Source organism: Pyxidicoccus fallax (genome assembly GCF_012933655.1).
Classification (GTDB): Bacteria; Myxococcota; Myxococcia; order Myxococcales; family Myxococcaceae; genus Myxococcus; species Myxococcus fallax.
Map to the genome: position 1 here is coordinate 1 of NZ_JABBJJ010000354.1, position 12,648 is coordinate 12,648.

Here is a 12,648-nt window from a genome sequence, read left to right on the forward strand (position 1 = left end):
CGGTGGGGGTGACGCTGGCGGGCGGCGAGCGGCTGGACGCGGACGCGGTGGTGGTGAACGCGGACCTGGCGTACGCGGCGACGAAGCTGTTGCCGGCCGAGGCGCGCGAGGGCTCGCGGCTGACGGACGCGGCGCTGGAGAAGGCGAAGTACTCGTGCAGCACCTTCATGGCGTACTACGGGCTGGACACGGTGTACTCGGAGTTGCCGCACCACCTCATCTACCTGTCGGAGTCGGCGCGGCGCACGGACCGGGACGCGCTGGAGGACCGGCACGTGGACGTGGACGACCCGCCCTTCTACGTGTGCAACCCGACGGTGACGGACCCGTCGGGCGCGCCGAAGGGGCACTCCACGCTGTACGTGCTGGTGCCCACGCCGAACACGTCGCGGGACGTGGACTGGGCGGACACGGAGGCGAAGCTGCGCGAGCGCATCCCCCAGATGCTGGAGAAGGTGGGGCTCAAGGGGGTGAAGCAGCACATCCGCGAGGAGCGCTACTTCACGGCGGAGACGTGGCGGGACGACTTCAACGTGTTCCGCGGCGCGGTGTTCAACCTGTCGCACACGTGGCTGCAGCTGGGGCCGCTGCGGCCGAAGGTGAAGAACCGCGACATCGAGGGGCTCTACTGGGTGGGCGGCGGAACGCACCCGGGCAGCGGGCTGCTCACCATCATGGAGAGCGCGAACATCGCGGCGGACTACCTCACGCGCGAGGCCGGCAAGGGGCCGCTGCCGGGCTGGCCGTACGTGCCGCCGCTGGACGCGGGCGAGGCGCCTGCCCGGGCGCGGGTGGGGTGAGCCGCGGCTATTCGGGTTCCACGGTGGAGTTGATGGACCCTGGCGCCGCGGCCCGGGAGAGCGGGTAGATGGAGCGGACGCCGACCCTGTCGTGGTACGCGACGAGGTGGGGCTCGCCGGCAATGACGATGACGACCTGGCGTGGCGGCTCTGGCTGGCTGTCCACCCAGTCGCGGGCCTGCGCCAGGGTGTCGAACGTGGCCACCGGCTCGGGAAGCCCGGCGTCGAGCATCTCCCGGAGGTAGTACTCGAGCGTCAGGCCGCGAGGCAGATAGCGGCGCTGGAGGTCGGAGTCGCAGAGGACGTCGTGGTACTCGCCGGCAATCAGCACGTGGGCGCCGCACGGTGGGTGGGGATGGTTCCTCAGCCAGGTCTCGGCGCTCTCGTGCGTGTCGAAGGTCGCGATGACGAGCGGGGGCGCGTTGTGCAGGACGCTCTCTCGATAGGCCTCGAAGTCATGGGACTGACCGGTCCGGGAGATGAAGTCGAGCGCGCTCATGGCGGCATCGAGATACTCCCTGTCTTCCTCGGACGTGGACTCCTCCCCGAGCCGCCCCAAGAGGTTCAGGACCCGAAAATGGAACTTCCTGTCCGCGGTCATGGAGAGACCTCCGCCATCCGGGGCTCGGATGCAGTCGCAGGATCGGCCAGGAGCACCGCGGGGGCGAGGACGATGAGTGCCGCGCCGGCGGAGAGCACCACGAAGGCGACGCCCGCCACGACGACCACGCTTCCCACCAAGACCTCCTCGCGATTGCGCTTCAGCCAGTCCACGGCGCTGTCGACAGTCGTGAACTCCCGGACCTGGAGTTCCTTCAGCTCGCGCGACATGCACTTCCGGATGCACTCCCGGTTCTCTTCGTCGCAGTCGCGCGGTTGGGCCACTACGGGCTGGATGCGTCGAGCCGTGCTCCGCGAGCGTGCCTGAATTCTGTACTGGGAGAGGTCGAGCTCGTCAGCGCGGCGCCAGGAGTGGGTGACCGTGCCATCGGGCAGTTCCCGGATGAAGAGCACGAAGCGGGAGAGCTCGCTGACAGGAGGCGGGGCGACGTGGCGGGCGGAACCGCAGGCGGTGAGCAGGACTGCGAGGAGTGCCACCGCGATTCCTGCGGGGGGAACCGTGCGCATGGAGGGGGGGGCCTATACACCACCCAGGCAAGCGAAGGTGCAGGTCCCTTCTCCCAGATGCTCTGTCGGCCGTGAGGCCGCTCCGCTCAGACGTAGCGCTCGGCCAGCTGGGCCACCTGTCCGGTGGCCTGGGTGACGGCGGTGGCCGCCTGCTGGGTGGTGTCCAGGTGGCGCAGCGTGTCCGTCGTCAGCTCGTCCAGCTCCCGCACCGCGGCGAAGAGCTGATCCACGCCGTGGTGTTGCTGGGACACGGCCTCCGTGATTTGACGCACGGCAATCGCGGACTCCTGGGACAGCGCGGCCAGCTCGCGCAGGCGCTCGCCGCTGGTGCGCAGCGGCGCCAGCGCCGTCTCCACGCCCTCCACGCCCTGGTCCGACATGCTCGTCGCGTGGTGCGTGGCCGTGGCCATGTTCTCCAGCAGCCCGCGCACCTGATTGGTGGCCTGGATGGACTGGTCCGCCAGGTCGCGCATCTGCCGCGCCACCACGCCAAAGCCCTTGCCGTGCTCGCCCGCGCGCGTCGCTTCAATCGCCGCGTTGATGGCCAGCATGTGCGACTGGTCCGCCAGCGACTTCACCACCTCGGACACCCGGCCCACCTCGCGCGCGCGCTGCTCCAAATCCAGCATCTGCTCGTGCAGCCCGGCCGCGATTTCGCGGATGGAGGCGAGCCCCTTCTCCGTGCCCGCCAGCGACTCCTCGCCCAGCTTGCCCACCGAGGCGGCCTTCTCGGCCACCTGGAGGATGCTGGTGGCGCGGGACGCCGCTACGTGTGAGGCCTGCTGGATTTCCTGCGCCGTGGCTCGCGCCTGGTGCAGCGCCGCCGCCTGCCGCGACAGCGTCTGGTTCTGCTGGCTGCTGGCCTGGGACAGCCGGTGGCCCGCGCTCGCCAGGTCCCCGGCGGACGTGCGCAGGGAGCGCGGCAGCTCCTGCAGCCGCTGGTACAGCTGCCACGTGTTGGCCGCCAGGTCGCCCAGCTCGTCCGTGGACACCCACTGCGGCGGCGTGGCGCGGCCCTCCACCAGCGCCTCCAGCGAGCTGCCCACCGCCCGCGCGCCCTTCGCCAGCCGGCGCGCCGCCAAGGTCGCGATGAAGATGGAGCCCACCGCCGCGTAGCCGCCGAACATCGCCAGCGGCAGCACCAGGTCCCTGCGCAGCGGCTGGATGGTGGCTCGCACACGCTCCGCCGCCCCCGTCTCGCCCTGGTTCTGGATGTCGGTCGCCAGCGTGCTCAGGCTCCGCTCCAGGCGCAGGTTCAGGGTGACGATGCTGGTGAGCACGGTGACGAGCAGCGCGGAGACGACGGTGGCCGGCAGCAGCCAGAGCTGACGCGGGGCGAAGCCGTCACCCGCGGGCTTCGCGCCGGGGGCGTTCCGGTACGCGTCCATCACCGTGGGCATCATCAGATGCTCGAAGGCCATGTACATGAGCGGCGTGCTGAAGAGACCCGCGCTCACCGCCACCGCCACGCCCACCAGGATGACCGACGGCGGCCGGTCCAGCAGCAGCACCACGCCGCCGTTGAAGAGCACGCCGCCCATCGCCCACGAGAACATCGACTCGAGGAAGGTCAGCTGGAAGGGGATGCGGATCAGCCGCTCCACCCGCAGGGCCCCCTCGGAACCCAGGGCGCGCCGGAACAGCCACACCATCACCATGATGGGCTGCGCCGTCGCGCACCACCCCATCACGAGAGGCGTGATGACGCCGAGGAAGATCTTCAGCTCATGCTCGGTCTTCAGGTCGAGCAACTGGATGTCGACGTAGAGGGCCGGCGTGAAGGCCACCATGGTGATGAGGCTGCGCAGCAGGAACATCCGCCGCATCAGCGCGCCAGGGGACGGAAGCGTGGTGGTGGACATCGTGATGCCGTGTCTCCAGGGTGGCAGTCGCCCCAGCCTGCGGCGGGAGCCGCTTCGCGTCAATGTCCCGATCAACTTCCAGTAATAGTGGATTGAACGGGCAAGTACCGCGAGTCACAGCGGCGCCAACGCGGCCTTCTGCCTGCGCGCGGAAGCGGCCCCGCCCGGCTGGGATGTCAAAACAATTAAAACCTGAATTACCCGCCCGGTTCTGGAGCGCGGGACGAGGAGATGGCTTGCTTCCGGCCGCGTTCCGGGAGGCGCCGTGAGCGGCGTCCCGGGCGCGCTGACCTCCATCCGGGGAGCGGCTGCTCCCCGCATGAATGAAGGAGTCCATCCATGACGCTGTCTTCGAACGGTCCGTCGCGCCGCGCGCGCGTGCTGTGGGTCGCGGGGCTCGCCTCGCTGGGGCTGGTGGGGTGCGGTGAGGCACTGGAGGCGCCGGAGGCCGCGGCGCGCGAGCCGGTGATGACGTTCGAGCAGTTCCGTGCCCAGGCGTGGCACGAATCGGACACGGACATCTACGTCATCGACGGGGACGTGCCGGTGCTGGGCGAGAAGGGGCTGCGCGAGCTGTACCAGGACTATGTGCGGGAGGCGCGTGGGGAAGAGGACGGGCTGGGCACGCAGCGCGCGCCGCTCATCGTCAACCGGGTCAATGGCGCGGATGACCGGTGGGGCTACTCGCGCCAGCGCAACATCCCCTACTGCGTGAGCACGGCCTTCGGCTCCAACTACAACACCGTGGTGCAGGCCATGGCCCAGGCCGCCGCGGCCTGGCATCAGGTCAACGTGCGCTTCCAGCACCGGAGCGACCAGGACGGCAACTGCAACGCCAGCAACCCCAACGTCATCTTCGACGTGCGCCCCACCAGCGGCCAGGGCTACCTCGCGCGCGCGTTCTTCCCGAGCTACCCGCGCGCCAGCCGCAACGTGCTCATCGACGCGTCCTCCTTCGGCAACAACGCGCCGTGGACGCTCACCGGCATCCTGCGCCACGAGCTGGGCCACACGCTCGGCTTCCGGCACGAGCACACCCGCCCCGAGTCGCGCACGTGCTTCGAGGACAACAACTGGCGCGCGCTGACGGGGTATGACGCCGCCTCGGTGATGCACTACCCGCAGTGCAACGGCTCCAACCGCGGGGACCTCGTGCTCACCGGCGCGGACGTGAGCGGCGCGCATGCGCTCTACGGGCCGCTGGCGGACCGGGACGTGGACGTCCCGTTCTACCTCCTCAACTACGGCGACCTCACCAACGCCTTCGGCGCCACCGGCTGGGACGCGGCGCGCAGCCACTGGGCCGGCGCGGGCACCGCCGAGGGCCGTCGCAGCTCGGCGCACTTCGACGTGCGCTACTACCTGGCCATCCACGGTGACCTCGTCGCCGCCTTCGGGCCGACGAACTGGACCGCCGCGCGAGACCACTTCCTCACCGCGGGCATCCCCGAGGGCCGCCGCTCGTCGCTGGAGTTCGACGTCCGGTACTACCTCGCGGCCAACGCCGACCTCGCCGCCGCCTTCGGCAACAACTACGCCGCCGCGCTGGACCACTGGCGCGTCCAGGGGCTCTTCGAGGGCCGCCGCGCCTCGGCGGACTTCGACGTGAAGTACTACCTGGCCAGCAACCCGGACCTCCAGGCCGCCTTCGGCGCCACCAACTACCCGGCCGCCATGGACCACTGGATCTTCACCGGCCGCGCCCAGGGCCGCCGCGGCGCACCCTGAGGTGAGCATGCGGGCGTGCGGGCGCTCGTCGCCTGCACGCCGCTCCCCGCATGGCCACCTTCATTGCATCCGCAGTCTGAACCCGAAGGAGGCCGTCATGGGTGAGTGGACCGACAAGGCCAAGGGCCGCGTGAAGGAAACGGTTGGCGTCGCGACCGGTGACCGCGAGCTGGAGGCCGAGGGCAAGCGCGACACGGCGAAGGGCGAAATCAAGGGCAAGGTCGAGGACGCCAAGCGTGTCATCAAGGACGCGCTGGACCCCGACAAGCCGCGCGGTGACGGGCTCTAGTCCGCACCTCCGCGCTGGATGAAGCAACGGGCCGCGGGGCACTCCCCTCGCGGCCCGTTCGCTTTCTTCAAAGCCTCCGGAGCCCCAGGGGTCCGGACATGAATCGGGCCGCGAGGAGTCGTCCTCCCGCGGCCCGCGTCCCGCTGCCTACCGCTTCGTCACCGGCGGACAGGCCACCTCGAGAAACGTGGTGGTCTTCCCGCTGAGCATGACCCACAAGCAGCGCAGGACGCATCCCGCCCCGAACTCCCGGTAGATGAGCCCCAGGTTGGCGACCACCTCTCGTCCGGTGATGACCCCGCGCATTGGCACTTCCCCCTTCTCCCGCTACCCGTCCGACCCGCCACCGACTGCACCGAGCGCTGCCGCCAGACCTCTTCTGCAAAGAGCTGGCCGAGCCCGATGCGGCCCTCCGAAGTCGCTCTGTTGCCCTTCGGACGGGCCAAGTCAGCCAACCGTCGTTCGGCGATGCACGGCTTGCTGCGCCCGGGTGTGATACGCGCACCCCGACGCTGGAGATTTTTCAGGGTGCCCGTCCACGGGGTGACGAAGACCCGCATTCCCTGAAGCTTTGAGCCTGCCCGCCCGCGTCCCCTCCGAACGCGCGGCCTCCCGCCAGCAGCAGCTCTGGATTTCCGGACGCGGCGCCGGTGTTGCGGGCGTTTTGCCCGCAAAGAGCCCGTGAAAGGAGGGTGCGCTCGATGCGGAAGGTGCTGCTGTTCTCGCTGCTGTTGCTGGGGGGACTGGTGTTGTCCCAGGTTCTGCCGCCGTTGTTGGGCGAGGCCCTCGCGGAGCCGGTGGCGCTCGCGGTGCGGCTGCTCACCATGGTGGGCCTGTCGTTCATCATGATTCACGTCGGACACGAGTTCGACCTGGACCGCGGGCGGCTGCGCTCCTACGGCTGGGACTACGTCGTCGCGGCGACCGCGGCGGCGTTCCCCTGGGTGTTCGTCACCCTCTACTTCGTCTTCGTGCTGGCCCCGCCGGAGCTGTGGGGCCATGGCTGGCAATGGAAGGAGGCGCTGCTGCAGGGCCGCTTCGCCGCGCCCACGTCGGCGGGGGTGCTCTTCTCCATGCTGGCGGCGGCGGGGCTGGGGGCCACGTGGGTGTTCAAGAAGGCCCGCGTCCTGGCCATCTTCGACGACCTGGACACCATCCTGCTGATGGTGCCCCTGAAGGTCCTCATGGTGGGCTTCCGCCCGCAGCTGCTCGCGGTGGTGGTCATCATCGGCGTGCTGCTGTGGGCGGCGTGGCGGTGGCTGCACGCGCTGCGGCTGCCGTACGCGTGGCCGTGGGTGATGGCGTACGCGGTGGTCGTCACGGGCCTGTGCGAGGCCTTCTATCTGGGGACCGGCTGGCTGGACCCGGACGCGCCGGTGCACCTGGAGGTGCTGCTGCCCGCCTTCGTGCTGGGCTGCATCATGCGCAAGCCGGAGCACGGCCTGGACGAGCACGACGCGGACGTGGGCGCGCAGCCGGGCCCGGACGCGCTGAGGGAGCAGCGCGTGGCGACCTGGGTGTCGGGCGCCTTCATGGTGCTGGTGGGCCTGTCGATGCCGCTGCTCATCGGCGACGCGGCCGGGGCGGTGAACGCGCAGACGCGCGAGCGCTTCGCGGACGTGCCGGCGGCGGTGATGGAGGCGCGCAATGCGTTTCCCGGCTGGGGAATGATTGCCGTGCACGTGGTGGCGGTGACGCTGTTGTCCAACCTGGGGAAGATGTTTCCGCTGCTGTGTTACCGGCGGGAGGCCACCTGGCGGGAGCGGCTCGCGCTGTGTCTGGGAATGTTCCCGCGCGGCGAGGTGGGCGCGGGCGTGTTGGTGGTCTCGCTCGGCTACGGTATTGGCGGCCCGGCGACCACGGTGGCGCTGCTGTCGCTGGCCCTGAATCTTCTGCTCACGGGGCTCTTCATCATCGGTGTGCGGCGGTTGCTCGTGGAGCGACGGTCCACCCGGCGGCGGCCTTGGACCCGAGAACACGTGTCACCGGGTCTTCACACGCACACTAAAGAACTGAGAGAGGCGGAAGGAGGGATGTGAGATGAGAGCGTACGAGCGTTCGAACATGACCCGGCCGCTGCTGCCCGCCGGGTTCATCCGCGGTCAGCGCGGGGTATCACGCATCGTCGTGGGGACGGACTTCTCCCTGCGCTCCGAGTTCGCCCTGGCGAGGGCACTGCGACTGCCCCTGGGACAGGCAGGCGTCTTCTCGGTGATGCACGCCAGCCCGCCGCTGGACGGACATAACGGCCCTGACGGCACCGTGCCCGGCGCGCGCTGTCTGCGCAAGGCCACGGCCGCGGTGTGCCGCAGGCTGCGCCATCGGGTGGACGTGGACGTGCGCGAGGTATTGCGCGAGGGTGACCCGGTGGAGACGGCGTCCGAGGTATCGGCCGAATTGGGGGCGGAGCTGGTGGTGCTGGGCCGGCCGCTCGTGACGTACCCCGTGAAGGAGCTGGCGGCGGACTCCATGGTGCGGCGCATGGTGCGCCGGCTGGGCGCGTCGGTGCTGGTGGTGGTGCCGCACCCGGTGCGCGCCTACGCGCGGCCCCTCGTCGCGGTGGACTTCTCGCGCGCGTCGCGGCGGGCGCTGGAGCTGGCGCTGCGGCTGTGCCCCGCGCCGGCGCCGGTGGACGTGCTGCACGTGGTGGACACGCGTGTGGAAGAGGAGACGCTGCGCTCGTTGGGGGCGCCTCCGGAGCAGTGGCTCCTCCTCCGGCAGGAGCGGGAGCGCGCGGCGCACACGGCGCTCGTCCGCTTCCTCGCGCCCTACCGGGAGACGGGCCGCGAGCTGGAGGCGCGGGTGCGCAGCGGCGAGGCGCCGGAGGGCATCCTGTCCGAGGCGGCGGAGCGCGGCTCGGACCTGCTGGCGCTGGCCATGTCGGGGGCGGAGGCGCGCACACCGCTGACGGAGCGGGTGCTGGCCCGGGCTGGCTGCGACGTGTTGGTGGCGAGGCACGCGCCCACAGTGCCTTGAGCGGAAAGCAGGGGGGCGCGTTATGAAAGCGCCCCGTGCCACCTCCGCTTGCATCCACTCCGCCTCCGTCGCTGCTGGCCCGCCTGAAGAACACGGGCAGCCTCTTCAAGCAGCTCCCCGGCACCTTCCGTCTCTTCTGGGCGGCCAGCCCGAAGCTGGCGGTACTGCTGGGGGCGCTGACGCTGATGGCGGCGGTGCTGCCCGCGGGCATCGCCTGGGTGGGCAAGCTCATCGTGGACACGGTGGTGGCGGCGGCGCAGGGCTCGCTGGAGGCGCGCTCGCGGGTGTACGGCCTCGTGGGGCTGGAGTTCGGGCTGATGCTGGGCTCGGCGGTGGTGGAGCGAGGGCTGACGCTGACGCGGGAGTTGCTCCGCGCGAGCCTGGGGAACCTGCTCAATGAGCGCATCCTCCAGAAGGCGCTGCAGCTGGAGCTGCGGCACTTCGAGGACTCGGACACCTACGACAAGATGCAGAACGCGCGGCGCGAGGCGAACAGCCGTCCGCTGTCGCTGGTGATGCAGGTGTTCTCGATTGTGCGCAACGGCATCACCCTGTCCACGTTCGCGGCGCTGCTGATTTCGCTGTCGCCGTGGAGCGTGGCGGTGCTGGTGGCCGCGTCCATTCCGGCCTTCATCGCCGAGGCACGGCTGGCGGCGGAGGGCTTCCGGCTGTACTCGTGGCGGGCGCCGGAGGGGCGCAAGCTGAACTACCTGGAGTGGATTCTCACGCGGGACAACCACGTGAAGGAGGTGAAGCTCTTCGGGTTGGGGCCGCTGGTGCTGGGGCGGTACCGGACGCTCTTCCAGAAGTTCTTCTCGGAGGACCGGGCGCTGGCCTTCAAGAGGATGGGCTGGGGGTTGGGGCTGGGGTTGTTGTCGCTGGCGGCCTTCTACGGCTGCTACCTGTACGTGGCGGGGCGCGCGGCGGGCGGAGCCATCTCGGTGGGCGACATGGTGCTGTACCTGAGCGTGTTCCGTCAGGGGCAGGCGGCGTTCCAGGGCATCCTGACGAGCATCGGCTCCATGTACGAGGACGCGCTCTTCATGAGCAACCTCTTCGCGTACCTGGACATCCCGACGGGTGGCGAGGCGACGCGGGTGTTGCCGGCGAAGTCACCGCCGCGCGGGCATCGGAACGCGATTGAGCTGCGCGACGTGTCGTTCCGCTATCCGGGGAAGGACGCGTGGGCGCTGCGGGACATAAACCTGACCTTGCGGCCGGGGCAGAAGCTGGCGCTGGTGGGGGAGAACGGGGCGGGGAAGAGCACGCTGGTGAAGCTGCTGCTGCGTTTGTACGAGCCGACGGAGGGGGAAATCCTCTACGGCGGAGTCAATCTGCGGGACATGGACGTGGAGGACCTGCGCAGCCGCTTCGGAGCGGTGTTCCAGGACTTCGTGCGCTACCAGTTCAACGTGGCGGAGAACATCGGCCTGGGGCACGTGCCGGCGCTGGAGGACCGCAACCGCATCGTGCGGGCGGCGGAGGAGGGCGGGGCGAGCGCGGTGATTGAGGCGCTGCCGAAGCAGTACGACACGATGCTGGGCGGCTGGTTCGAGAAGGGGCAGGAGCTGTCGGCGGGCCAGTGGCAGAAGCTGGCGGTGGCTCGGGCGTTCATGCGCGACGACGCGGAGGTGCTGATTCTGGACGAGCCCACGGCGAGCATCGACGCGGAGGCGGAGCATGCGCTGTTCGAGCGCTTCCAGGCGTTGGCGGCGGACCGCATCGCGATTGTGATTTCGCACCGCTTCTCCACGGTGCGCATGGCGGACCAGATTGCCGTGCTCCACAACGGGCGCGTGGAGGAGCTGGGGAGCCATGACCAGCTGATGGCACTGGACGGGCGGTATGCGCACCTGTTCCGGTTGCAGGCGCGGGGGTACAGGGACTGAGGTCCCCGCCGCGCCCTCTCCTGCCTCCTTGCGCCGGCCTCCCGCTCAGTGCAGGTTGAGTCCATGCCGCGCCGCTTCAACACTGCGGGCCCGTGCCGCCCGGACTGGCACTACATGATTCCCGCCGAGCGCCGGCTGCCCGAGGCGCCCGGGCTGGTCGAGCAGTTGGCGTACTTCGTGGTCCATGCGCCCCGGCAGACGGGGAAGACCACGGCGATTCGTGCGCTGGCTCAGGAACTCACGGCTTCGGGGCGGTACGCAGCGCTCTATGTCTCCTGCGAGGTGGGGGAGGCGGCGGGCGACGATTTCGGCGAGGCGCAGCGGGCCATCCTGGCCAACCTGCGCCTCGGCGCGAGTCTCTCCCTGCCCGAGGAGCTACAGCCGCCGCCCTTTCCCGAAGCGCCTGACAGCCTGCTGCTGGGAACGGCCCTCTCCGCATGGGCGGGCGCCTGCCCGCGTCCCCTGGTGCTCTTCCTCGATGAGATTGATGCCCTTCGAGGTCAGAGCCTCATCAGCGTGCTCCGTCAGCTCCGCAGTGGCTTCCCCAACCGCCCTGGGGCCTTTCCCGCCTCCATCATCCTGTGCGGCCTGCGGGACGTCCGCGACTACAAGGCCGCCAGTGGAGGCGACGCGGACCGGCTCGGTACCGCGAGTCCCTTCAACATCAAGCTCAAGTCGCTGCGGCTTGGCGATTTCGATCGGGACGAGGTCGAAGAACTCTACAAGCAGCACACCGCGGACACGGGTCAGCCCTTCACCGAGCAGGCCCTCGCGCGCGCCTTCGAGCTGACGGCCGGTCAGCCCTGGCTGGTCAATGCTCTCGCTCGGGAGGTCATCGAGGAGATGGGGATACCGGTCAGCGAGCCCATCACCATCGACCATGTGGAGGCCGCGAAGGAGCGACTCATCTACGCCCGTGTCACGCACCTGGATTCGCTGGTGGCACGGCTGCACGAGCCCCGCATCCGGCGCGTGCTGGAGCCCGTGCTCGCGGGCACGCTGACTTCGGGTGACAGCTACCAGGACGATGTGCAGTACGCCCGCGACCTGGGCCTGCTCACTCCGAGCAATCCGGTGCGGGTGGCAAACCCCATCTACAACGAGGTGATTGCCCGGGTGCTCGCGGGAGACGCCGAGCTGCAGGTGCAGGCCGAGCCGAGGAGCTTCGTCCTCCCCGATGGCCGGCTGGACTTCGACCGCCTGCTCCGCGAGTTCGCCACCTTCTGGCGCGAGCACGGCGAGGTGCTGACGGCGGGGCTCTCGTACCACGAGGTCGCGCCGCAGCTCGTGCTCATGGCGTTCCTGCACCGAGTGGTCAACGGAGGCGGGTTCGTGGACCGCGAGTACGGTGTGGGCAGGGGGCGTATCGACCTGTTGGTGCGGTGGCCCTACTCCGAGGCGGGACAGCGCCGCTGGCAGCGCCAGGCGATGGAGCTGAAGGTGTGGCGAGAAGGGGAGAAGGACCCGCTGCCCAAGGGGCTCGCCCAGCTCGACGAGTACCTGGAGCGGCTGAGTCTCGACGAGGGCGTGCTCGTCGTCTTCGACCGGCGCCGGGAGGCCGGTGATGCCGACTCCCGGACGCGCTTCGAACAGGCCCAGGCTCCTTCGGGCCGCAAGGTGACCGTGCTCCGGGCGTGAGTCGCGCCCGACTCCTGTGGCTCACCGTCGCTGGCTGCTCAAGTCACGCATTCTCGCGTTAGGCTGGCGCGGCCAGTCTGGCGCGCTGCTCCAGCCTCGATGCGCTGGAGCCCCGGGGGTGGAATGTGGGACCGCGAGTACCTGCATGGGAGCACGTCATTGCCATGGAGCAATGGATCTCTCCTGACGGCACCTTGGAGCTGCCCGGTGAGGACCGCGCGCAGGTTCGGTTCGTCGCCACGGAGTTGATGATTCCGGAGGCGGAGGTCTACACGTCCCTGCGAGCGCCGTGAGAGACGGCGGCACTGGTGCGGGAGATCTGCCGGCGGGGCCGGGAG

The 12,648-nt window shown here is 69.9% G+C and carries 12 protein-coding genes; 8 read left to right on the forward strand and 4 right to left on the reverse strand.

Annotation, left to right across the window (positions count from 1 at the left end; translation table 11 throughout):
- Positions 1–800, forward strand: an 800-nt coding sequence (locus tag HG543_RS44185; RefSeq protein WP_211194576.1) for a phytoene desaturase family protein, incomplete at its 5' end; no start/stop codon positions are given.
- Positions 801–807: 7 nt separating this feature from the next.
- Here the strand turns inward: HG543_RS44185 and HG543_RS44190 are convergent.
- The 3 genes from HG543_RS44190 to HG543_RS44200 all read right to left on the reverse strand — a co-directional run bounded on the left by HG543_RS44190 (position 808) and on the right by HG543_RS44200 (position 3,790).
- Entirely contained in the window at positions 808–1,401 is a 594-nt protein-coding gene (locus tag HG543_RS44190) for a head protein (protein ID WP_169350976.1), read from the reverse strand.
- A complete protein-coding gene (locus tag HG543_RS55915; RefSeq protein ID WP_343073592.1) occupies positions 1,398–1,898 on the reverse strand; it encodes a hypothetical protein in 501 nt (166 codons plus the stop codon). The genes HG543_RS44190 and HG543_RS55915 overlap by 4 nt, the downstream gene beginning before the upstream one ends.
- Positions 1,899–2,014: 116 nt before the next feature.
- Positions 2,015–3,790, reverse strand: a complete 1,776-nt coding sequence (locus tag HG543_RS44200) for a methyl-accepting chemotaxis protein (RefSeq protein ID WP_169350978.1) — start codon at positions 3,788–3,790, stop codon at positions 2,015–2,017.
- A 339-nt stretch (positions 3,791–4,129) separates the two neighbouring features.
- Here HG543_RS44200 and HG543_RS44205 point away from each other — a divergent pair, with 339 nt between their 5' ends.
- Positions 4,130–5,518 carry a M57 family metalloprotease gene (locus HG543_RS44205; RefSeq protein WP_169350979.1) on the forward strand — a complete coding sequence of 463 codons (1,389 nt, stop codon included), beginning with the start codon at positions 4,130–4,132 and terminating at the stop codon, positions 5,516–5,518.
- 97 nt (positions 5,519–5,615) lie between these two features.
- Positions 5,616–5,807 carry a CsbD family protein gene (locus HG543_RS44210; protein ID WP_169350980.1) on the forward strand — a complete coding sequence of 64 codons (192 nt, stop codon included), beginning with the start codon at positions 5,616–5,618 and terminating at the stop codon, positions 5,805–5,807.
- Positions 5,808–5,954: 147 nt separating this feature from the next.
- Here the strand turns inward: HG543_RS44210 and HG543_RS44215 are convergent, their stop codons facing one another.
- On the reverse strand, positions 5,955–6,113 hold the full coding sequence (locus HG543_RS44215) for a hypothetical protein (RefSeq protein ID WP_169350981.1): 159 nt from the start codon (positions 6,111–6,113) through the stop codon (positions 5,955–5,957).
- Positions 6,114–6,508: 395 nt separating this feature from the next.
- On the opposite strand from HG543_RS44215, the gene HG543_RS44220 reads away from it, so the two are divergent.
- The 5 genes from HG543_RS44220 (at position 6,509) to HG543_RS56635 (ending at position 12,603) form a co-directional block, all read left to right on the forward strand.
- Entirely contained in the window at positions 6,509–7,846 is a 1,338-nt protein-coding gene (locus HG543_RS44220; RefSeq protein WP_211194577.1) for a cation:proton antiporter, read from the forward strand.
- A gap of 1 nt (position 7,847) precedes the next feature.
- Entirely contained in the window at positions 7,848–8,783 is a 936-nt protein-coding gene (locus HG543_RS44225; protein WP_169350982.1) for a universal stress protein, read from the forward strand.
- 35 nt (positions 8,784–8,818) lie between these two features.
- Positions 8,819–10,672: an ATP-binding cassette domain-containing protein gene (locus tag HG543_RS44230; RefSeq protein WP_169350983.1), complete on the forward strand. Its 1,854-nt coding sequence runs from the start codon at positions 8,819–8,821 to the stop codon at positions 10,670–10,672.
- A gap of 63 nt (positions 10,673–10,735) precedes the next feature.
- A complete protein-coding gene (locus tag HG543_RS44235) occupies positions 10,736–12,310 on the forward strand; it encodes an ATP-binding protein (RefSeq protein WP_169350984.1) in 1,575 nt (524 codons plus the stop codon).
- A gap of 164 nt (positions 12,311–12,474) precedes the next feature.
- Positions 12,475–12,603 (forward strand): hypothetical protein, encoded by a 129-nt coding sequence (locus tag HG543_RS56635; protein ID WP_281404530.1) that lies wholly within the window; start codon positions 12,475–12,477, stop codon positions 12,601–12,603.
- Positions 12,604–12,648 lie beyond the last annotated feature (45 nt).